Annotated in this window: 20 protein-coding genes; 8 read left to right on the top strand and 12 right to left on the bottom strand. The window is 41.3% G+C overall.

The window, feature by feature from the left end:
* Nucleotides 1-81 precede the first annotated feature (81 nt).
* Nucleotides 82-3,396 carry a vitamin B12-dependent ribonucleotide reductase gene (locus tag I5M19_RS01925; protein WP_200063494.1) on the top strand — a complete coding sequence of 1,105 codons (3,315 nt, stop codon included), beginning with the start codon at nt 82-84 and terminating at the stop codon, nt 3,394-3,396.
* Nucleotides 3,397-3,423: 27 nt separating this feature from the next.
* Here I5M19_RS01925 and I5M19_RS01930 read toward each other — a convergent pair whose 3' ends face one another.
* From I5M19_RS01930 to ileS, 3 genes are read right to left on the bottom strand one after another with little or no spacing between them, the layout of a single operon-like run.
* Nucleotides 3,424-4,029, bottom strand: coding sequence for a lipoprotein signal peptidase (locus I5M19_RS01930; protein ID WP_200063496.1), 606 nt, complete (start codon nt 4,027-4,029; stop codon nt 3,424-3,426).
* The gene (locus I5M19_RS01935) at nt 4,029-4,415 is read right to left on the bottom strand and encodes a TraR/DksA family transcriptional regulator (protein WP_200063498.1); all 387 of its coding nucleotides are present in this window, start codon (nt 4,413-4,415) and stop codon (nt 4,029-4,031) included. Before I5M19_RS01935 ends, I5M19_RS01930 begins: the two co-directional genes overlap by 1 nt.
* Nucleotides 4,416-7,799 (bottom strand): isoleucine--tRNA ligase, encoded by a 3,384-nt coding sequence (gene ileS / locus I5M19_RS01940; RefSeq protein ID WP_200063500.1) that lies wholly within the window; start codon nt 7,797-7,799, stop codon nt 4,416-4,418.
* A 73-nt stretch (nt 7,800-7,872) separates the two neighbouring features.
* Here ileS and I5M19_RS01945 point away from each other — a divergent pair, with 73 nt between their 5' ends.
* From I5M19_RS01945 to recO, 3 genes are read left to right on the top strand one after another with little or no spacing between them, the layout of a single operon-like run.
* A complete protein-coding gene (locus tag I5M19_RS01945) occupies nt 7,873-8,073 on the top strand; it encodes a hypothetical protein (RefSeq protein ID WP_200063502.1) in 201 nt (66 codons plus the stop codon).
* 10 nt (nt 8,074-8,083) lie between these two features.
* A complete protein-coding gene (locus I5M19_RS01950) occupies nt 8,084-8,455 on the top strand; it encodes a diacylglycerol kinase family protein (protein WP_200063503.1) in 372 nt (123 codons plus the stop codon).
* Nucleotides 8,445-9,170, top strand: a complete 726-nt coding sequence (gene recO / locus I5M19_RS01955; RefSeq protein ID WP_200063505.1) for a DNA repair protein RecO — start codon at nt 8,445-8,447, stop codon at nt 9,168-9,170. The genes I5M19_RS01950 and recO overlap by 11 nt, the downstream gene beginning before the upstream one ends.
* A gap of 38 nt (nt 9,171-9,208) precedes the next feature.
* Here the strand turns inward: recO and I5M19_RS01960 are convergent, their stop codons facing one another.
* The 9 genes from I5M19_RS01960 to I5M19_RS02000 all read right to left on the bottom strand — a co-directional run bounded on the left by I5M19_RS01960 (nt 9,209) and on the right by I5M19_RS02000 (nt 17,738).
* Entirely contained in the window at nt 9,209-9,451 is a 243-nt protein-coding gene (locus I5M19_RS01960) for a hypothetical protein (protein ID WP_200063507.1), read from the bottom strand.
* A 244-nt stretch (nt 9,452-9,695) separates the two neighbouring features.
* Complete coding sequence (locus I5M19_RS01965) at nt 9,696-10,613, bottom strand: glycosyltransferase (protein ID WP_200063509.1); 918 nt, start codon at nt 10,611-10,613, stop codon at nt 9,696-9,698.
* A 64-nt stretch (nt 10,614-10,677) separates the two neighbouring features.
* Nucleotides 10,678-11,448, bottom strand: coding sequence for a class I SAM-dependent methyltransferase (locus I5M19_RS01970; RefSeq protein WP_235985742.1), 771 nt, complete (start codon nt 11,446-11,448; stop codon nt 10,678-10,680).
* Between the two features lie 2 nt (nt 11,449-11,450).
* Nucleotides 11,451-12,098, bottom strand: a complete 648-nt coding sequence (locus tag I5M19_RS01975; protein ID WP_200063511.1) for a class I SAM-dependent methyltransferase — start codon at nt 12,096-12,098, stop codon at nt 11,451-11,453.
* Nucleotides 12,095-13,426: a flippase gene (locus I5M19_RS01980; protein WP_200063513.1), complete on the bottom strand. Its 1,332-nt coding sequence runs from the start codon at nt 13,424-13,426 to the stop codon at nt 12,095-12,097. The genes I5M19_RS01975 and I5M19_RS01980 overlap by 4 nt, the downstream gene beginning before the upstream one ends.
* A gap of 264 nt (nt 13,427-13,690) precedes the next feature.
* The gene (gene typA / locus I5M19_RS01985) at nt 13,691-15,502 is read right to left on the bottom strand and encodes a translational GTPase TypA (RefSeq protein ID WP_200063515.1); all 1,812 of its coding nucleotides are present in this window, start codon (nt 15,500-15,502) and stop codon (nt 13,691-13,693) included.
* Between the two features lie 512 nt (nt 15,503-16,014).
* Entirely contained in the window at nt 16,015-16,575 is a 561-nt protein-coding gene (locus I5M19_RS01990; protein WP_200063517.1) for a hypothetical protein, read from the bottom strand.
* 151 nt (nt 16,576-16,726) lie between these two features.
* Nucleotides 16,727-16,879 (bottom strand): hypothetical protein, encoded by a 153-nt coding sequence (locus tag I5M19_RS01995; protein WP_200063519.1) that lies wholly within the window; start codon nt 16,877-16,879, stop codon nt 16,727-16,729.
* Nucleotides 16,880-16,952: 73 nt separating this feature from the next.
* Nucleotides 16,953-17,738 (bottom strand): alpha/beta hydrolase, encoded by a 786-nt coding sequence (locus tag I5M19_RS02000; RefSeq protein WP_235985743.1) that lies wholly within the window; start codon nt 17,736-17,738, stop codon nt 16,953-16,955.
* Between the two features lie 147 nt (nt 17,739-17,885).
* On the opposite strand from I5M19_RS02000, the gene I5M19_RS02005 reads away from it, so the two are divergent.
* From I5M19_RS02005 to I5M19_RS02020, 4 genes are all read left to right on the top strand, one after another.
* The gene (locus I5M19_RS02005; RefSeq protein ID WP_200063521.1) at nt 17,886-18,593 is read left to right on the top strand and encodes an alpha/beta fold hydrolase; all 708 of its coding nucleotides are present in this window, start codon (nt 17,886-17,888) and stop codon (nt 18,591-18,593) included.
* 138 nt (nt 18,594-18,731) lie between these two features.
* Entirely contained in the window at nt 18,732-19,811 is a 1,080-nt protein-coding gene (locus tag I5M19_RS02010; protein ID WP_235985744.1) for an ATP-grasp domain-containing protein, read from the top strand.
* A 25-nt stretch (nt 19,812-19,836) separates the two neighbouring features.
* The gene (locus tag I5M19_RS02015; RefSeq protein ID WP_200063523.1) at nt 19,837-20,934 is read left to right on the top strand and encodes a carboxylate-amine ligase; all 1,098 of its coding nucleotides are present in this window, start codon (nt 19,837-19,839) and stop codon (nt 20,932-20,934) included.
* A 9-nt stretch (nt 20,935-20,943) separates the two neighbouring features.
* Nucleotides 20,944-21,780, top strand: coding sequence for a type 1 glutamine amidotransferase (locus I5M19_RS02020; protein WP_200063525.1), 837 nt, complete (start codon nt 20,944-20,946; stop codon nt 21,778-21,780).
* The last annotated feature ends 13 nt before the right edge of the window (nt 21,781-21,793 follow it).

A 21,793-nucleotide genomic window follows, 5' to 3' on the forward strand; every position in this document is an offset into this window, starting at 1 on the left:
TTAAATAACGCAGAGTAATAGATTTGATTAAAAACACCCTTGGGTGTTTTTTTTAAGCAATAACTTATAATACATATACTTATGAGCAAGAAAATTTCAAAGGAAGCAATCGTATCTAACGGAAAAGGATTAAAAGTAGAAAGATACTTTAGTAAAGAGGGTGTACTAGTATTTGATTTATTTAAATACGAAAAACGATCGTCCGTTATACGTAACCCATCGGGTGATGCTGTTTTTGAAATGAACGATGTAGAGGTTCCTGCTTCATGGTCGCAGGTTGCTACTGATATATTGGCTCAAAAATATTTCCGTAAAGCTGGGGTCCCGCAGGCTGATGGCTCTACAGGCTCCGAAAAGAGCATAAAAGAAGTAGCCCACCGTATGGGTAAATGCTGGCAGGACTGGGGTATGCGTTACGGATATTTTGCCACAAAAAAAGATGCCGATATTTTTTATGATGAGATAGTTTACACTATTACCGGCCAGTTGGCGGCGCCTAACTCACCGCAATGGTTTAATACCGGGCTGCATAACTCCTATGGCATTACAGGAAAGCCACAGGGGCATTATTATGTTGATCCTGTTACGCAGGTGTTAAGTAAATCCACATCGGCTTACGAGCGTCCGCAACCCCACGCCTGTTTTATACTATCAGTAGATGACGATCTGGTGAATGAAGGGGGAATTATGGATCTATGGGTGCGTGAGGCCCGCATTTTCAAATACGGTTCAGGTGTAGGAACTAATTTTTCAAAAATACGAGGTGAGAATGAAAAGCTTTCAGGTGGCGGGTATTCTTCAGGCCTGATGTCTTTTCTTAAAATTGGTGATCGGGCTGCCGGTGCAATAAAATCAGGCGGCACTACCCGCCGTGCGGCAAAGATGGTGTGCCTTGATCTTGACCATCCCGAAATTGAAGGTTTTGTAAACTGGAAGGTAGAAGAAGAAAAGAAAGTTGCTGCTTTGATAGCCGCAGGTTATTCATCAGATTACGAAGGAGAAGCTTATAGAACCGTATCCGGGCAAAATTCAAATAATTCAGTTCGCATACCAAATAGCTTTTTTAATGCTTTAAAAAATGGTACTCCCTGGGAATTAAAGGGGCGCATGCATGGTAAAACGGTAAAGTCTATATCGTCACAAAAACTTTGGGATGATATAGCTTTTGCAGCATGGGCGTGTGCTGACCCTGGCGTACAGTTTGACAGTACCATTAACGAATGGCATACCTGCCCCGAAGGTGGCAGGATAAATGCATCAAATCCGTGTTCGGAATATATGTTTTTGGATAATACTGCCTGTAATCTGGCATCAATTAACCTTGCTCATTTCTTTGATCCAAAAACACGTGTATTTGATGTTAAAGGCTTTGAACATGCCTGCCGCATATGGACTATTGTTTTAGAAATTTCAGTACTAATGGCGCAATTTCCATCAAAAGAAGTAGCACAATTATCTTACGATTACCGTACCCTTGGTTTGGGATATGCTAATTTAGGCTCAGCTTTGATGGTGAATGGTATTCCGTATAATAGCGAAAAGGCCCGTGCAATTGGTGGGGCAATTACCGCTATCATGACGGGTACGGCTTATGCCACAAGTGCCGAGATGGCACGGGAGTTAGGTGCTTTTAGTCGTTATCAGGATAATAAAGAACATATGATGCGTGTAATGCGAAATCATCGTTACGCGGCATACAATTCTACCGAAAATTATGAGAGACTTGAGATACACCCTCCCGGAATAGATCAAAAATCATGTCCTGACTATTTACTATCAGCAGCCTGTAACGCCTGGGATAAGGCGGTTGAAATGGGTGAGCAATATGGTTACCGTAATGCACAAACAACCGTTATTGCACCAACCGGAACCATTGGTTTGGTAATGGACTGTGATACAACAGGAATTGAGCCTGATTTTGCCTTAGTTAAATTTAAAAAACTCTCGGGAGGAGGATACTTTAAGATCATTAACCAGGCAGTACCGCAAGCTTTAAGAAATTTAGGGTATGAAGAACACGAGGTTACAGCTATTGTTAATTATGCAAAAGGTGCAGCAACATTAAAAGACGCGCCACATATAAACATAGATTCGCTTAAAGCCAAAGGTTTTAATGATAATGAACTGGAAAAACTTGATAGGGGATTGGTTTCGGCATTTGAAATAAGTTTTGCATTTAATATATGGAGTTTGGGCGAAGAATGTCTGAAACGTTTAGGCATAACTGCTGAACAATATAACGCTCCTGAGTTTAATGTATTACGTACGCTTGGCTTTACTAAAAAGCAAATAACCGAAGCTAATGAATACATATGCGGTACCATGACCATTGAGGGTGCCCCATTCTTAAAACCAGAGCATTATCCCATATTTGATTGTGCCAATAAATGCGGCGCAAAGGGAGAGCGTTATATCCATGCCCATGGTCATATTAAAATGATGGCCGCGGCGCAGCCCTTTCTTTCCGGAGCAATTTCAAAAACTATTAATCTGCCAAATGAAGCTAAAGTTGATGAAATAAAAGATTGCTATGAATTGTCCTGGAAATTGGGCTTAAAGGCGAACGCGCTTTACCGCGATGGGTGTAAGTTATCACAACCACTATCTACAAAATCAGATGCTAAAGAAGAAGCAGATGACAAATTAGATAGTGTTGAAGAAGTATTGGGCCAAGCTGCAAATGTTAAACTAAGTGATCTTACATCTGATCAGGTATTAGAAGCGGCTATGGCTATCATGGAAAAATCAAAAGACACTCATTTCATGCGACAGCTATCGCGTGTGGTACAGAAAAAGAGCCTGCCTTATAAACGTCGTGGTTATACACAAAAAGCAAGTATTGACGGCCAAACCGTTTTTGTGCGAACAGGTGAATATGAAGATGGTACCTTAGGGGAAATATTTGTAGATATGCATAAAGAGGGCGCAACCTTCCGTTCATTAATGAACTGTTTTGCTATCGCGGTTTCTGTAGGTTTACAATACGGCGTTCCTTTAGAGGAGTATGTAGAGAAGTTTACCTTTACCCGTTTTGAACCGGCCGGTATGGTGGTTGGGCATGCTAATATCAAAAGTTCTACATCCATTATTGATTATATATTTCGGATGTTAGGATACGAATATCTTGATCGTTCAGATCTGGTACATGTTATTACTGAACAAAAGGGCATAACCGGCAATCCGCAAATGCAGGATGAAGATATTAATACAGATGAAACAAATATTTATCAGCCTGCAGAAAATGTCGATGGCTCCAAAAAGCAAAGTTTATCTTTTGATGTAAGCATGGGTGTGCAAAGCGATGCCCCGAGCTGTAATGTTTGCGGGCATACTACAGTACGTTCGGGAACATGTTATAAATGCCTGAACTGCGGAAACTCAATGGGTTGCAGTTGAGTAAAGCAGAAATGCCGGAGGAATAATTTATTCCTCCAGCATTTCGCTATTAGGATTACTTACTTCCGGAACTTCCTGTTTAAAGTAACGCTTTTGATTAATGAGTATCATAATAACACCTACAGATATAGCAGAATCTGCAAGGTTAAAGATTGGACGGAAGAAAATGAATTCTTCTCCGCCCCATATGGGTATCCATGAAGGAAAATGCCCGGATAACAGTGGAAAATAAAACATATCAACTACTCTGCCGTGAAATAGCGGTGCATAATGATAGATTATACCATAAAAGGTAGAGTCAATTATATTCCCTACAGCGCCGGCCATGATAAGTGCTACCATCATAATTAAGCCACGATGGTATTTATGTTTTATTAAATAGATGAGGCCGTATCCAATACCACAAACGGCCGCTATACGGAAAAGAGTTAACGCAAGTTTGCCAAAGGCACCACCTAACTCCATGCCAAAAGCCATGCCGTTATTTTCGGTATATCGTAACATGCCATGGCTGCCTAAAAAATGAATTTCCTGACCAAGATACATGTGTTTCCTTACCCATAACTTTATGATCTGGTCAAGGAGAATAATAAATGCAGCAATTAAAAAAGGTTTGGTATACGCTGCCTTCATTAATTTTGCTTCAGTTTAGCTTCCATTGTTAATGTAGTGTGCGGAACAATGCGTAAACGTTCTTTTGGTATAAGTTTGCCGGTTTCACGGCAAATACCATAAGTTTTATTTTCAATACGCACTAAAGCAGCTTCTAACTGATCAATAAATTTTTTCTGACGTGCTGCCAATTGGTTAATTTGTTCTTTCTCTAAAGTAGCCGAGCCATCCTCCAGGGTTTTATAAGTACCTGCGGTGTCGTCTGTGCCATTAGCATTAGGAGAACTTAATGATGTGGCTAATGAGTTAAGTTCTTCTTTGGCAATACGTACCTTGTCCAAAATCAACTCTTTAAACTCTTTTAACTCTGCATCAGAATATCTGGTTTTTTCGTTTTCTTGTTTCATTTAACTTTTACTAATAGCTATTAAAATTTTATGTCCATCAATTTCTACACTATCGCCTTCTATTAATTTTGAATCAAGCACCAGGCTGTCAGCCAAAATTTCGGCGCAAATATAGGATAAATTATTTTGCACTGCTTCGTGAATATAAGCATGATCGCTTATAGTTACATTAATCTTATCAGTGACTTCTAATCCTTTCTCTTTACGAAGATTTTGTACACGATTCACTAATTCCCTTGATATTCCCTCCTCTTTTAATTCTGTAGTAATAGTAAGATCTAAGGCAACGGTTAGTCTGCCTAAATTGGCTACCTGCCAACCGGGTACATCCTCGGCAGTTATTTCCACATCAGTTAATTGTATGGAATACTTGCCATCAAGTATAGCAACTACTCCCTCGGTTTCAATTTTGGCTATTTCTTCCTGACCAAAAGCATTAATTATGGCTGCAACATCCTTCATGTCTTTACCCACTTTTGCGCCTAATGCCTTAAAGTTTGGTTTTATCTTCTTTTTAACAATACCGGTTGTATCGGTAATGTATTCAATATCCTTAATATTAGTTTCGGAAAGAATAAGTTCCTTTACTTTTTCAATCTGATCCTTAAAACCCTTATTCAGTATCGGTAATAATATTTTACTCAAAGGCCTGCGTACAGGTATCTCTACTTTTTTACGAAGTGATAATACCAGCGATGAAATATCCTGAGCCAATTGCATTCTTTCTTCCAGCTTCGGATCTACTAAATTTTCATTACATTCCGGGAAATAAGCCAGATGAACAGATTCAAAAGGTTCTTTTCCTGTAATGCTATTCAGGTCGGTATATAATTGTTCTGCAAAGAACGGCGCTATAGGCGACATTAACTTAGCAATGCTTATCAGGCAGGTGTAAAGGGTTTGGTATGCTGATAATTTATCGTCTGAATTCTCGGATCTCCAAAAACGTCTTCTGCTTAAACGTATATACCAGTTACTAAAGTGTGCATCAACAAAATCTTGAATGGCGCGTGCTGCTTTGGTAGGTTCAAAATCAGCATAAAAACCATCAACTTCCTTACTAAGTGTGTTTAAAAGTGATATTATCCAGCGGTCTATCTCTGGTCTTTCTTTTATGGCTATTTCTGCTTCGCTATAGTTGAATTTGTCAATATTAGCATACAATACAAAAAACGAATAAGTATTGTATAGCGTACCAAAGAATTTACGGCGAACCTCGTCCAGACCATCCATGCTGAATTTAAGATTATCCCATGGAGATGCATTGCTGATCATGTACCAGCGGGCTGTATCAGCGCCATATTGTTCTATGGTAGCGAAAGGGTCCACAGCGTTCCCTAAACGCTTTGACATTTTGTTACCATTCTTATCCAGTACCAATCCGTTAGATACCACATTCTTGAATGCTATACCACGGTTGCCTACCTGTTCGTTTATAGCTTTTATCTCATCACTACATTCACTTAGCATAACAGCTATGGCGTGCAGGGTAAAGAACCAGCCACGGGTTTGGTCAACACCTTCAGCAATAAAATCAGCGGGGTAAGAATTTTTAAAATCTTCCTTATTTTCAAAAGGGAAATGCCATTGTGCATAAGGCATGGCGCCGCTATCAAACCAAACATCAATCAGGTCGGGTTCACGCAGCATTTTATTTCCTGTTGACGATACCAATACCACATCATCAACATACGGACGGTGCATATCTTCCAGTACAAATCCTTCGGGCATAAAACCGGCTGCAACCGCTTTAGCTATTTCTTCGTTAAGTTCAGCTATTGAACCTATGCATTTTTCTTCGGCACCGTTTTCTTCGCGCCATATAGGCAATGGCGTTCCCCAGTAACGTGAGCGAGAAAGGTTCCAGTCTACCAGATTTTCCAACCAGTTGCCGAAACGACCGGTACCTGTTGATTCCGGCTTCCAATTAATGGTTTTATTTAATGCTACCAGTTTATCTTTTACGGCAGTTGTACGTACAAACCAGCTATCTAACGGATAGTATAGTATAGGCTCATCTGAACGCCAGGAGTGAGGATAACTGTGCTCGTATTTTTTTACGTCGAATGCTTTATTTTCTTCCTTTAGCATTATCGCTATCTGCACATCAGTTGCCCTGAAATCAGGAGCTGCACGTTCAGCATCACTATAATATTCCTCTTTTACATACTTGCCTGCGAAATCGGTTACTTCATCAACAAAACGGCCCTGTTTGTTTACTAACGGAACCTCCTTACCAAATTCATCCTTTACCATTACCGATGGCACGTTATTTTCTTTACAGGCTCTAAAGTCATCCGCCCCAAAAACCGATGCGGTATGTACTATACCTGTGCCATCGCCCGTAGTAACAAAATCAGCAGGGATAATTCTGAAGGCATTCTTCTCCAAGTCTTCATTAGTTACATAGGGCATTAACTGAAAATAATGGATGCCTAAAAGGTTGGTTCCTTTAAATTCATCGGCTATTTTCCACGGAATTAGTTTATCCCCGCCTTTATAATCATTAAATGACGCGTTCTCGCCATCTGCTTTAAAATATTTACTAACCAGTTCTTTGGCCAATACAACGCAAACAGGTTTGTAGGTATAAGGATTAAACGTATTAACCTTTACATAGGTAATATTTTCACCAACGGCTAAAGCGCAGTTAGAGGGTAAAGTCCAGGGGGTAGTGGTCCAGGCCAGTATGAATACATCGGTATTTACGCCTTCAAATAAGAATTCAGAATCCTTATCGCGTTTTACCTTAAACTGAGCAGTGATGGTGGTATCCTTAACCATTTTGTAAGTGCCGGGCTGATTCAGTTCATGTGAACTTAAGCCGGTACCTGATTTTGGCGAATAAGGTTGTACCGTATATCCCTTATAAAGCATGCCCTTATCATGCAGCTGCTTTAATATCCACCAAAGGGTTTCAATATATTCATTCTTATAAGTGATGTAAGGATCATTCAGATCAACCCAATATCCCATCTTCTCGGTCAGGTCGTTCCAAACATCAGTATAACGCATCACCTCTTTACGGCAGGCATCATTATAATCTTTAACAGATATTTTTTTACCGATATCATCTTTAGTGATTCCGAGAGCTTTTTCAACAGCAAGTTCAATAGGCAGGCCATGAGTATCCCATCCACCTTTACGTTTTACCTGGTAACCTTTAAGTGTTTTATACCTGCAAAAAATATCTTTGATAGAGCGGGCCATCACATGATGAATGCCGGGCATACCATTAGCGCTCGGCGGTCCTTCGTAAAAAGTATACGGGTTATTGGCCGGTCTGCTGCTTATGCTTTTCTCAAATATGCCGTTCTGTTTCCAGAAATCCAGCACGTCTTTACCTGTTTGCGATAGATTTAACTGCTTATATTCCTTATACATCTAAATATTCAACCTCATTTTTTAGAGGTTGCAAAAATACGGAATTAAGAACGAAAAAAATTATATTGGCCCAATGAAAAAAAAACTAAAGCGCTCTATCTTAATTTTTTTGGCTGCAGTTATAGTATTTTCTGCCACGATGGCTATTCCTGAACTCTACAACTCAGAATGGAAAATACTTTTACAAGGTGCGGCTTTCGGGTTAGCTTTTTCTGCTATTTTTATATGGATCAAATTATTTACTCAACATTTAAAAGGAGATAAGCAATCCTGATACTAATTGTATGAAAGAACTAATCAGCGGTTTTGGTTTTGCATTTAAGGGGTTAAAGTACGCCTTTGCTACACAATTGAATTTCAGAATACATACAGCAGCAGGTTTTGTGGCTATTTTGGCAGGAGCTCTACTTCATATTAATAATTCGGAATGGTTGTGGGTAGCATTATGCATTACTATGGTTTTGTTAACTGAATTACTTAATACAGGAGTAGAAACCCTTACCGATCTGGTATCGCCCGGTTACAACAAACTTGCCGGCCATGTGAAAGATATTACAGCTGCAGCAGTACTGATTACTGCAATTTTTGCGTTAATAAGCGGGCTGGTCATTTTTTTACCGAAGATACTATTACTCGTTACCCATCATGCTGCATAAAACGCGGGGCATAGTTTTTAAAACTACTGATTATAGCGAGAGCAGCGTTGTAGTACAAATTTTCACAGAAAAATTTGGCCTGCAATCTTATTTGGTGAATGGCGTAAAAAAGCCGAAAGCTAAAATAAGTCGCAATATGCTTCAGCCCCTGCATTTGGTTGATATGGTGGTGTATCATAAAAATACCGGAAATATCCAACGCATAGCCGAATTGAAGAATTCACCGGTTTTGCAAACCATACCTTATGACATCGTTAAAAGCTGTGTTACTATTTTTTTGAATGAGGTATTATATAAAGCGGTAAAGCAGCAAACTCCTGATGAGAACGTATTTGATTTTATATTTAACGCTATTGAATGGCTGGATAACACTACTGCCGGTTTGGCTAATTTTCATTTGGTTTTTCTGATTCAGCTTACGCGCTATCTTGGTTTTTATCCTCATAGCGTAATTAAAAGTAACGCTGATTATTTTGATATGAAGGATGGCGTGTTCACTAATTATAAGCCGGACAATCTATCCTATCTTTCACCTCCGCATACTGAAAATTTTAAAAATCTGTTGCAGAACGGATTCAATCATCTGCAACAGATTAAACTATCGGCTGAAGAGCGCCGTTATCTGATCAATAAAATATTAGAATATTATGCCATGCATATAGAGGGTTTTGGCAATATCAAATCGCACGTGGTACTGGAGGAAGTACTCGCCTGAAATACTACTCCCTGCCTATGTCCTAATAAATGCGGATCTCATCCCAATACACTTTTTTTAATGAATTCAATACTTGAATCGGGCAGCTCATCACCGCTGATTTGTACAAGGGTGTCGTCATCTTTAATTTCAAGTTCTGCCTGCAAATTATTATCTATATGTACGTGGAGTTTGTTGTGCTCTTTTTTTACAGTACATGAAACATCACGGCCTGAATAGTACATCACAAATGTATAATTTCCGCTTTCGGGATCGTGGGTAACTTCTTTTGGATTAATCATGGTTCAGTTTTTTAAACAATAACATTAAATACACCTGCATGTTTTAAAACAAAAAAGAGAAAACGCTTAGCTTTCTCTTTTTGTGCTTTACTGATCTCATTATTAATCATAAAGAACGATGGGTTTATAACGATAATAATAGTACAAATATAATATCTATAGACTTAGCAGACTAATTTTTAACTTGTTTTAACACTTATAGTTATTAACATTTAAGAGAAATGTTAATACTTAATACTTATTATTAATTTTTATTAAAGTATTTGGCCTTTATTTTTGTAATAAATCGTATTCCCCTTTGCATTAAATTGCCTTTACGGTTTTTAAGGAAATGTTTTATAGCATTATATGCAGCTTCATCTTCCACAACATCTTGCGGAAAGAACTCAACCTTTTGTTTTGCTATTTTTACTTTATAAGTATCCTCAATATTAGAGTGTACCCCGGAACCATCGTGGCCTATATTATGAATTAAAGACTTGGCAGGGTTTAATGTTAATCCATTATTTAAAAATATAGATGCATACCACCTTATTGCCCAGGAATTGTTTTTTCCTGCTTTAAACTCCTGCATCTGTTTCCAGAAATTCATGCTGCCACCCACAGAAAAGCGATGGATCTTTTCTGCATCAAAGCTGGTCATCAATTTATCCACATCCGGTTCAAAATTATCCCATGCCCTTGCCCATGTAGCCCAACCCCAGCTAAATGCTACCCTGAAAAAGAAGGTTTCCGGTAATTTGGGGCTATTCAGATCAAACATATATGCACCCACCTGCATCACCTTTTCCTCATCGGCATACCGGATCAAGGCATCATTAAAATATTGTAAGGTGTAAGGTGAAGAAAGCAGATCATCTTCGAATACGATTACTTTTCCGTATTCCTTAGTTAACTGCGTAACACCGCTTATGATAGAATCGGCTAATCCAAGATTGCTTGTGCGTTTAATTATTTTTATTGATTTAAAGCCCCCGGCTTCTTCAGCTATCTGCCTCACCTCATCTACTTTCGGCTTCTCGATATCAGATTTTGCACCATCGCAAAAAATAAATAACCTCGACTCATCGGCAAGTAAATTCTTTTTTAAATAATTCAATGTACGGCGTGTATGTTCGGGCCGGTTATATACAAATAAGGCTATTGGTGCAGGGTTTTGCAAGGTTGGTGATTTTTATAGTAAATAATTATTAACGAACTTTTAGCTTAAGTCGTTTGCGAAAACATCAGAAAATATCAGCCTGACGGTTACTTTTTTTGCACAATACCGTATAGGCACTCGCCAGTTGCTCGTTTAGCTTATCTGTAAGCTTACTCATACCCGCTTTTACCACGTATTCGGTGACTATGCGGATATCTTTTATAAAGCTTTTTTGTTTTTTTTGATTGATATAGGTATTAAAGCGGGTTACTTCAGGTTCTATTATGGAGGTAAGCTGCTGTTGTATTTCAAACCCTTCCGACTGTAGCAGGTAGCGCAACGAAGTAGGGGTGTACATATTAATATGCCCGTAAGCCAAAAAGTGTTTTATCCGCTTGTCTACGCCGGGTTTATAATCTAACGGAACTTCTATAACCGCGTATTCGCTTACTCGCTTTAGTTCACGCAATAATATACGTTCATGTTCTACATGCTCTAATACATGCGAAAGTATGATAAGATCGAAGCTGTTATCCTCAAAGGGAAGATGATAGCCATCAAACTCCTGAACTGAAACAAGCTGCCCGATATTACGTGATCTGATATGCGCCACGCCACTGTCGGATATTTCTACCGCATGATACTCCGCAGCAAAATTATTGTCTGACAGGTGCTTTAATATGCTTCCATCGCCTGCGCCAACCTCTAATACTTTTTTAAAAGACCTGCCCTTGCACACTTCAATAATATGCTGTGCCTTGTACTTTGCGCCAAGCATACGCCAGGCTTCATCATGCTCTTGGTAGAATTCGTCATACGCGGTTTTAACGTTCCCGCTAACCATATTCGCTGCCATATTTATATTCCCAGGCAATTATCAGCTTTATAAAAAACCGAGGTTGATTTACGATAAAATAATCCCGGTGATATGCCGCTGAATGATAAGTGTTTGAAGCCCTTATTCAGTAAAAAAGTAACCCCTTCACGGTATACCTCCCTTTCGGAATCGTCCAGTACCACTACACCTGTCGGGCTTAATGCCTCTACTGCTTGTTTGCAGCAGTTTACCCTGTCGCGCCCATCCACAATAATGATGTCAAATTTCTCTTCCAGCTTAATGGGCATCTGACAGTAATCTCCGCCACGTATAAGCTCTGTGTATATCATCTCGCTGTTCTCGGGTTTGTTGCCCGATATCTTATCAAACCACGCCTTATCATGCTCTACCGATACTACAACGCCTGCGTATTTGGCATAAAAAAAGGTAGAGTTGCCAGATCCAAATTCAAATACGGTATGCTGCTTACCCAGTCGTTCTTTTATAAAATCAATAAATGAATAGGTAACCCAGGGGATAGGATTCCCATCTTTATCAACAGGGGAGTGGCTGTCAAACGCTTTAAACCAGCCCACATCAGTAAGGTAGCCTTTATTATCGTAAGAAAGCAGTGCACGCAAATGTGCAGGTTTAAACAATACTTTTATAAGTGATGAAAATGTACTCAACGCCTGATTATTTTTTGAAAAAGTGAAATTAAAAATAATGATTTAAACATCATTAATCCTTGTTGCCTTGTTTTTGGAATAAGCACAATAAAAAAGGTTGCTATAAAATAAGCTGCTAATGTTGCATACGCTGCACCCAAAATGCCGTAGGCAGGTAGCAGGAATATATTAAGCACAATATTTACTAATGCGCCTACACCGGTTCTCAGCATTGCCAGCTTGGTGTAACCCTCGGCAATTAAATACTGGCCGCTTGCGCTTCCTAAAAATACAAATATACCGGCCCAAACATGTACGGCCAATACAGTGGAACCTGACCAAAACTCCGGCTTATAGGCTATGTGGTAAATGATGGATGATCCGAAGCTCATTACCAAAGCTACGCTAAGGCTGATGATCACCATCAGATCGTACATGTTTTGCAATCTTGCCTGGTAGCGTACCCCGTCGGTTTTGCGGGCATGGATGATTGCCGGAAATACGGAGGTTACTATGGCTACCGGAATAAAATACCAGCTTTCGCTTAAGCTGGCAACTGTAGAGTAAACCCCCAGATCGCTTGTTTTCAGGTAGATGGGGATCATTACCTGGTCTATCTTCATATATAAGGAAACCAGTATGGCCGAGAATGCCAGCGGCCACGAATGTGTTAGTAACTGCCTTGCTATCTGGCTGTTGTATTTCCAGTTAAGCAAGCTGTTACTTGTTTTTAAATAACATATCACATACCCTGCTGCAATCAAAACAGCATCAAACACCAACGACCATATAAACCATATTAAGGGGAGCTTCAATAATATAAATACCAGCTTAATTAAAGCTGATAAAATATTACCCATCACCTGCACATACATTATATATTTACCCTGCACCTTCGACTGGAAATAGCTATCAATAATATTTATGGATTGTATTACCGATACCAGTGCCACTATTAATACATAGTTTAAGGGTGTATCCAGCTGTTTTTGATGGTTAATAACATTATAGGCAATATATACGAGTGGTAACGTTGCCAAGCCCGCCATTAAGCGCATCCAGAAAGAAGTGCCCAGTATGGTTTCCTTTTTTTCGGGATGATTTAGTAGCTCGCGTGTAGTAAAGCCGTCTAAGCCTAAAGCGGCAGCGGCCATAAAAAAAACCACAATGGCCATAGGGTAGTTCAGTATCCCGAACTTGTCAGGCCCAAGATAATTGGATAATGCAAAGTTGGTGATAAGCACCTTTATGGCCAACCCGCCAACCCGGGCCATCATTAACCAGCCTGTATTTTTAAAATACTTTTCAAAGGCCTGCTGGTCAAATCCGGGAATGCTGGGTATGCGCATAGTTTTTTTTCAGAATCAGGTGCCAAGATACAAGAATCAGGAGAGAAAGAGTTAATAAATCAGGATACAAGAGGTAAGAATCAAGATACAAGAGGCAGGAATCAAGAGCCAAGATGCCTTTACGCCCGGTGTTCTTGTCCGTCCGTTACCTGAGCGGAATTATTGGACAAAGCGGACAAACAGCGAAACAATAAAAAAGGCCGTTAACTAAATAACGGCCCCTGATTTGATTTCTTGATTCTTATATACTATTCATCCCCAAAATTACTGGTTCACAAACTTTTTAGCATTATTACGGCGTTCGTTCTCATTCAGGAATATCTTACGTAAACGGATGCTTTGCGGGGTTACCTCAATGTATTCATCAGCCTGTATATACTCCATTGATTCCTCTAACGAGAATTTAATAGCAGGTGCTATACGCACGTTGGTATCGCTACCTGATGCGCGCATATTGGTTAATTGCTTGCCTTTGGTAAGGTTAATAACCAAATCGTTATCGCGGATGTGCTCACCCAGTACCTGGCCTTCATAAATATCAACACCCGGATCAATAAAGAACCTGCCCCTGTCCTGCAGCTTATCAATAGCGAAGGCAGTTGTTTTACCACTATCCATTGATACCAGTACGCCATTTAAACGTCCGGGGATCTGGCCCTTCCAGGGCTCATATGCCTTAAAACGGTGTGCCATTATAGCCTCGCCACCGGTAGCAGTTAACACGTTGTTACGTAAACCGATGATACCACGTGCAGGGATATCAAATTCCAGGTGCTGTAAATCGCCTTTTGGCTCCATCACCAACAGGTCGCCTTTACGTTGGGTAACCAGTTCAATAACTTTACCGGCAACATCACCCGGTACATCAACTATAAGTGTTTCTACCGGTTCGCATTTAACACCGTCAATCTCTTTAACAATAACCTGTGGTTGCCCTACCTGCAACTCATACCCCTCGCGGCGCATGGTTTCAATAAGTACCGATAAATGCAGAATACCACGACCATACACCAGGTAGGAATCAGGCGATTCGGTTTCAACAACCTTAAGCGCCAGGTTTTTCTCCATCTCTTTGTATAAACGATCACGCAGGTGGCGCGATGTTACAAACTTACCCTCTTTACCAAAAAATGGCGAGGTGTTAATTGTGAAAAGCATGTTCATGGTAGGTTCATCAATATGAATAACCTCCAGTTGCTCCGGGTTTTCAAAATCAGCAATGGTATCGCCAATATCAAAACCATCAATACCTACAACTGCACATATATCGCCGGAGTTTACCTGTGTGGTTTTAACCTTGCCTAAACCTTCAAAAGTATATAGCTCCTTTATGCGTGATTTTACGATCTTGCCGTCGCGTTTTACTAACGATACCGGCATATTCTCTTTTATAGTGCCACGGGCCACACGGCCTATGGCTATACGGCCAACAAATGAAGAGTAATCCAGCGAGGTGATCTGCATTTGCAGGGTACCTTCAGCAATGGGGGCCGGGGGGATGTTCTCTAAAATAGCATCCATCAGCGGGAAGATATCTTCGGTAGGCTGTTTCCAGTCGGTACTCATCCACCCTTGTTTTGATGAACCGTAGATCACCGGGAAATCCAGTTGCTCTTCGGTAGCTTCCAGGTTAAAGAACAGTTCAAATATCTGCTCGTAAACCTCATCGGGGCGGCAATTCTCTTTATCTACCTTGTTTACTACCACAATAGGTTTAAGGCCTAAAGCCAACGCCTTTTGGGTAACAAAACGGGTTTGCGGCATGGCACCTTCAAAGGCATCGCAAAGCAACAACACGCCGTCGGCCATTTTTAAAACACGCTCTACCTCGCCGCCAAAATCGGCGTGACCAGGGGTATCAATAATGTTGATCTTAACATCTTTATACATTACCGAAACGTTTTTGGATACGATGGTGATACCACGTTCGCGTTCCAGGTCGTTATTATCCAATATCAGCTCGCCTGTTTCCTGTCCTTCGCGGAAGATGGCGCAGCTGTGTAATATTTTATCAACCAGTGTAGTTTTACCGTGGTCAACGTGTGCGATGATCGCAATATTTCTGATTTTTTGCATGAAATGCCGCCTTATAAATTTTGCGCAAAGGTACGCTTATTTAACGGGATAAAAAAGATTTTGCTTATGAATGCTGATGTGGCATAATAATTTAACATAAATTAGGCTTGTAAGCCTCACAACCTTGCCTGTGGGATGCCGATAGGCATCGGCATGACCTATACCAAAAAGTCATGCTGAACTTGCTTCAGCACCTCATCATACTTGGCTATTTGCATCTCCCCCTTTGTCCGTCCGCACCTTGCCCGGACATTACGGACAAAAGCTACCTCTCCACCATGTCAATTCGAGGGAAGCGCAGCGACGAGAAATCTTATAGGTTTAGTTTGCGTAGTTTGTCCGTCCGTGCCTTGCCCGGACATTACGAACAAGATACTAGTTTTTACTTGCCTTTTTTAACTGGAGGAGGTGTAGGGTTAGAACCTTGATTACCTTTCCCTCCTTTGGTAGGTGGGGGAGAAGGAACTAATCCTCGCTGCCACTCTTTAGGGACTTGAATTTTCGCCATGTTATTATTTGGTTTTGGTAGATGGTTTTACTGGAGCAGCAGTTGGTGTCTGACTAGTGAATGAGGATGGATGTTTTGGTGCTGGGGTAGGTACTAATCCCTTTTTTTCAAATGATGGTTTGCTGTTTTTATTCATGACATTTGTTGTTATAAAAATTCCGAGTGATAAGATAGCTAAAAAGAAAGTTAAAATCGTAGCAACGTTAATAACATTTAACTTTGAAATTCTTTTATTAACCCTATCTGAATTATAATTATTGTCGTCAATTTCTTTTATTGATTTAGACATATTCCGAGCTGCTAACCAATGCGAAATTAAATTCGCAGTTAATGTAATAGTAAATAAAATCCAACTAAATAATAACGTCCAGGACAATCGGGCTTCTGAAACTTCTCCTACTGCTTTTTCAATGAAAAGCATAGAGAAGCCAAGAGCTCCCGCGCTTAAATACGACAATTGTTTCTCAAACGCATCTTGGCTCTTTTCGTAAATTATTTTTAATTCAAGCTTATATTCTTTTAACCTAATTTTAAATTCTTCATCTTCAGTGTTGTGCTTTGCCATCGTATAAAAATATTCAATCCATCTGACTTTCAGGTAGATTGTTGATAATTTGTTACCCCTCCTCTGTCCGTCCGCAGCTTGCCCGGACATTACGGACAAGCCATATCACTCCACCCCCTGCCTGTGGGATGCCGATATGCCTCAGCATGACCTATACCAAAAAGTCATGCTGAATTTGTTTCAGCACCTCATCAAACTTGGCTATTTGCATCTCCCTCCTTTGTCCGTCCGCAGCTTGCCCGGACATTGCGGACAAAGCTATCTCTCCACCCCTTGCGTGTGGGATGCCGATATGCATCGGCATGACAATAGCCACCAAGTCATGTTGGACTTGTTTCAGCACCTCATTAACTTTGCCTGTGGTATCTGTAAGCCGGTTAATTCCCGAATGCCCATTGCAAAAACATAGGCATGGCTTTGGCCCAGGTATCGGTATTGTGCATGCCGCCTACTATTTCAACATATTGAATATCATCGGGGCGTTGGTAGCCCTTGTTCAGCAGCTCCTTTATCAGGTCAATGGTATCATCAATAGAATCAATTATGCCATTCTTATTGCGGTCGGCGGTTTCGTCTTTAGTGCCGGTTTGCAGCCAAAATTTAAGCGCGGGTTTACCTGCCGAGTTTTTTATGATGCGGTGCATAATACGGTCGGCATCGGTATAGCCTTTGGCAAGACCCTTGCTGCGCCACCAAAAGGAACCCGAGAACGCGCCCACCTTATCAAACAGGTCCGGGTTGTTCCAGGCAATATCCAATGCCGATAATCCGCCTAATGAAAATCCGGCGATAGCCGTCGTCTCAAAATATTCTATCCCGGTATCGGCCTTTATCAGCGGCAGCAATTCGGTAGTAATAAACTGGGTGTATAAGGCAGCTTTGGCGCCACGTTTCTTATAATCGGGCGTGCCTGCCGTACCGTACTCCTGCAAGCGATCGTCGCCGGCGTTAATGGCGGCTACAATTACCGGGGCAATTTTATTGGAGTTATATAAATTATCCAGCGTAGCGGTAAGTTCCAGTTGGCCGGCTTCCTGCCCGTCATTCATTAACAGCAGGTTAAGTGGCCGGGCAATGGTTTCCTCGTCGGGCATGATCAGGGTGCAGGTAACGGTGCGTTTTAACAGTGCCGAGGTTACTATAAGTTGCTTTTGCTTTACCATAATTGCTGTGCTGTGCAGGTACATATCTCTATAAAAAGGTGCAAAAATACGGTATCCTTTTATTTTTTCGGGTAAAACATTATTATTTGGCCCGGTGTTGACTTTTACGTACAAAGCTACTATCTTAACACACTTAAACACAAAAACTTGACACAACAGTATCATCGCTGGTATTCGCCCAACCTGAACATGGATCTGGAAATGCTGGTTTTTGGCGATAGGGGGTACCCCGTAATTCTGTTCCCCACTACTAAGGGCAGGTATTATCAAAATCTGGATTTTGGCCTTATCGAGAGCGCACGCTGGTTTGTTGAGCAGGGGCTGGTAAAAATATACTGCTCCGATACTATTGACGCCCTAAGCTGGTACGATGAGGGTATTCATCCTGCCGACCGCGCCCGCAACTACACCTGGTACGATAAAATGCTGTTGGATGAATTGGTGCCCTGGGCCATGCATGAAACGGGCGTAGGTAAGGTAGCTATGGCCGGTTGCAGTTTTGGCGGTTACCATGCCGCTAACTTCGCTTTTAAGCATCCCGAAAAGGTGGCACACCTGTTTACCATGAGCGGTGCTTTTGATATAAAAAGGTTTACCGGCGATTTTTATAACGATGATATTTTTTATAACAACCCGGTAGATTTTTTGCCGGGCAGCAACCAGCAGGAGCTTTGGCAGATGAACATCATACTGGGTACATCGGAGCATGACATCTGTAAGGATGCCAATATCCGCCTGTCGGACATTTTAAATGAAAAACATATTGATCATTGGTTAGATATCCGCCCCTATGCCAGCCACGACTGGCCCATCTGGCGTGAAATGTTTCCGCATTATTTAAGCACGATCAAATAGACATGAGATGTGATATGAGATATGTTTTAGAGTTTAGAATTTGGAGTTTAGGATTTATAATTTAGCATTTAGAGTTTAGGATTTATAATTTAGGATTTAGCATTTACTTTTTTAGAATTTAGAACTTAACATACCACTATGAAAAAAATAGGCATCTTATTCGGACAGGAGAATACATTTCCGCACGCGTTTGTAGACCGCATCAATCAGAAAGGCGAAAAAAACATCTCTGCCGAATTTGTACGTATCGATAAAATGATGCAGGGCGAGCCTTTGGGCTACTCGGTAATAGTTGACCGTATATCGCAGGATGTACCCTTTTACCGGGCATCATTAAAAAACGCGGCCATCACCGGTACCGCCGTTATTAATAACCCCTTTTGGTGGAGTGCCGACGAAAAATTCTTTAACAACGCCCTTGCCGTAAAGCTGGGTATACCGGTACCTAAAACCGTGCTGTTACCCTCTAAAGATCATCCCGCAAGTACAACCGATCAATCTTTCCGTAACCTGGCCTTTCCGTTAGACTGGGAAGCTATTTTTGATTACGTAGGCTTTCCGGCTTATATGAAACCCTTTGATGGCGGGGGCTGGCGCGATGTGTACAAAATACGCGACCGCGAAGACCTTTGGGATAAATTCGCACAAACCCACCAGTTGGTGATGTTATTACAGGAAGAGATCATTTTTGACGATTATTTCCGCTGTTACTGCATAGGCGGCAAGCATGTGCGCATTATGCAGTATGAGCCACGCAACCCCTTCCATCTGCGCTACGAGCATGGTAAGGCACCTGCTGCCAAAAAGTTGTTAGATAAGGTGCAGGATTACGTAATAAAGCTGAACCAATACTTAGGGTACGATTTTAATACCGTGGAGTTTGCTGTGCGCGATGGCGTACCTTACGCTATTGATTTTTGCAACCCTGCGCCCGATGCCGACGTGAACAGCGTAGGGCAGGATAATTTTGACTGGGTGGTAGAAACCGCTGCCGATTATGCTATAGAGCGTGCAAAGGCCCAAAAAGACGACAGGGATAACCTCACCTGGGGTGAGTATGTAAAAACAGCAGCAGCAGGCAAGCCGTTGATAGCTGCTCCAAAAATTAAGGTAAAAAAGGTAGATGTAAGCCTGGGTACGGTAGATCATGCTATACTGGAAGAGGCCAAACCTAAAAAAGCGAGAACGGCTGCACCTAAAAAGGCAACAAAAAAGTAACTGACCCATAAACCCCTAACCAATTATGAACGAGTTTACCTTAGGTGTTGAAGAAGAATTCATGGTGATAGACCCGGTTACCCGGGAGCTGACATCGCATGAGCAAAAAATAGTAGACGGTGCCCAAAAGATACACGAAGACCAGGTAAAGGCCGAAATGCACCAGGCTGTAGTGGAGGTAGGCACACATATTTGCCGTAACACCGAAGAGGCACGGGCCGAAGTTAGCAAGCTACGCACTACGGTAGCCCAGTTAGCCGGCGATCTGGGTTTGCGCATAGGTGCTGCGGGTACCCATCCTTTTTCGCACTGGCAAACCCAACTGATCACCGATCATCCCAGGTATTTTGAAATTGTAGACGAAATGCAGGAGGCGGCACGTTCCAATCTTATTTTCGGACTACATGTGCATGTAGGCATACAGTCGCGGGACATGGCCATACATATTGCTAACCAGGTACGTTATTTTTTACCGCATGTGTATGCGTTATCAACCAACTCGCCATTTTGGGAAGGGCGTAATACGGGCTTCAAATCATTTCGCACAAAGGTTTTTGATAAGTTTCCGCGTACAGGTATCCCGGATTTTTTCAGCAGTATTGAGGAGTACGACAGCTACGTTAAGCTGCTGGTAAAAACCAATTGCATTGATAATGCCAAAAAAATATGGTGGGATATAAGGGTGCATCCTTTTTTTGAAACCATTGAGTTCAGGATATGTGACTGCCCTATGCTGGTTGATGAGACCATGACCTTTGTAGCGCTTTTTCAGGCACTTTGCGCCAAGTTATATAAACTGCGGCAAAACAACATGAAATTTATTAATTACACCCGTGCACTCATTAATGAAAATAAATGGCGTGCAGCACGCTATGGCATTGATGGCAAGATGATAGATTTTGGTAAAGAGATGGAGGTGAACACCCGTTCGCTGATATTAGAACTGCTTGATTTTGTGGATGACGTGGTGGATGATTTAGGTTGCCGGGATGATTTGCAATATGTACATCAGATACTGGAGAACGGCACAGGTGCCGACAGGCAGTTAGCGGTTTACCAACAAAATAATAACTTTGCCGACGTGGTAGATTACATCACCTCACAAACTTTAAAAGGACTATAAATTACATTAATGATCAATTCAGATAAACCCGGGGTAAAGGTAGCCATCTTAGATCTGTACGATGGATACGCGAATGAGGGGATGCGTGGTTTCCGGGATATTCTGGAACGTTATAAATTAAAACACAATATCGGCTTAACTTACGAAGTGTTTGATGTAAGAGGAAAAGGCCATGTGCCTGATACGCATTTTGATGTGTATATATCAAGCGGGGGGCCCGGCAGCCCGTTAGATAGTGAAGGCAGCTGTTGGGAAAAGGAATACTTTAAGTTGATTAATAAGCTGGAAGATCATAATCACGGAAGCAATCCGCAAAAAAAGCATGTGTTTTTTGTATGTCACTCCTTCCAGCTCATGTGCCGTAAATACGGCTTAGGCGATGTAAACGAAAGGCGATCAACTTCTTTTGGTATTTTACCCACCCATTTAACAGAAGCCGGAAGAGCAGAAGCGATCTTCAACGGATTAGCCGATCCGTTTTACGCGGTAGATTCGCGTAGCTGGCAGGTGGTGAACCCTAATGAGCAGAAGCTTGCCGAATTAAACATGCAGGTACTGGCGCTTGAAAAGTACCGCCCGTATATTGATCTGCCACGCGCATTAATGGCTATACGTTTCAGCGACTACTTTTTCGGCACCCAATTTCACCCGGAGGCTGATCCTGTAGGTATGAAAAACATGCTTTTAAGAGCAGATAAAAAGCAGGACGTTATTACCGAACACGGCGAGGATAAGTATATGGAGATGCTGGAGCGATTAGATGATCCGGATAAGATAACCCTTACGCAAAATACCATTATTCCCAATTTTTTGGATGCCGCGATACTGAAGTATCAGGAAATGTAGGGATGATGTTTGT

Source organism: Mucilaginibacter segetis (assembly GCF_016522075.1).
GTDB classification, from domain to species: domain Bacteria; phylum Bacteroidota; class Bacteroidia; order Sphingobacteriales; family Sphingobacteriaceae; genus Mucilaginibacter; species Mucilaginibacter segetis.

Bases quoted from the DNA above. Each gene is read 5' to 3' on its own strand.
- I5M19_RS01925 (WP_200063494.1), top strand. From the start codon at position 82: ATGAGCAAGAAAATTTCAAAGGAAGCAATCGTATCTAACGGAAAAGGA.
- I5M19_RS01930 (WP_200063496.1), bottom strand. From the start codon at position 4,029: ATGAAGGCAGCGTATACCAAACCTTTTTTAATTGCTGCATTTATTATT.
- I5M19_RS01935 (WP_200063498.1), bottom strand. From the start codon at position 4,415: ATGAAACAAGAAAACGAAAAAACCAGATATTCTGATGCAGAGTTAAAA.
- ileS (WP_200063500.1), bottom strand. From the start codon at position 7,799: ATGTATAAGGAATATAAGCAGTTAAATCTATCGCAAACAGGTAAAGAC.
- I5M19_RS01945 (WP_200063502.1), top strand. From the start codon at position 7,873: ATGAAAAAAAAACTAAAGCGCTCTATCTTAATTTTTTTGGCTGCAGTT.
- I5M19_RS01950 (WP_200063503.1), top strand. From the start codon at position 8,084: ATGAAAGAACTAATCAGCGGTTTTGGTTTTGCATTTAAGGGGTTAAAG.
- recO (WP_200063505.1), top strand. From the start codon at position 8,445: ATGCTGCATAAAACGCGGGGCATAGTTTTTAAAACTACTGATTATAGC.
- I5M19_RS01960 (WP_200063507.1), bottom strand. From the start codon at position 9,451: ATGATTAATCCAAAAGAAGTTACCCACGATCCCGAAAGCGGAAATTAT.
- I5M19_RS01970 (WP_235985742.1), bottom strand. From the start codon at position 11,448: ATGGCAGCGAATATGGTTAGCGGGAACGTTAAAACCGCGTATGACGAA.
- I5M19_RS01980 (WP_200063513.1), bottom strand. From the start codon at position 13,426: ATGCGCATACCCAGCATTCCCGGATTTGACCAGCAGGCCTTTGAAAAG.
- typA (WP_200063515.1), bottom strand. From the start codon at position 15,502: ATGCAAAAAATCAGAAATATTGCGATCATCGCACACGTTGACCACGGT.
- I5M19_RS01990 (WP_200063517.1), bottom strand. From the start codon at position 16,575: ATGGCAAAGCACAACACTGAAGATGAAGAATTTAAAATTAGGTTAAAA.
- I5M19_RS01995 (WP_200063519.1), bottom strand. From the start codon at position 16,879: ATGCCGATGCATATCGGCATCCCACACGCAAGGGGTGGAGAGATAGCT.
- I5M19_RS02000 (WP_235985743.1), bottom strand. From the start codon at position 17,738: ATGGTAAAGCAAAAGCAACTTATAGTAACCTCGGCACTGTTAAAACGC.
- I5M19_RS02010 (WP_235985744.1), top strand. From the start codon at position 18,732: ATGAAAAAAATAGGCATCTTATTCGGACAGGAGAATACATTTCCGCAC.
- I5M19_RS02015 (WP_200063523.1), top strand. From the start codon at position 19,837: ATGAACGAGTTTACCTTAGGTGTTGAAGAAGAATTCATGGTGATAGAC.
- I5M19_RS02020 (WP_200063525.1), top strand. From the start codon at position 20,944: ATGATCAATTCAGATAAACCCGGGGTAAAGGTAGCCATCTTAGATCTG.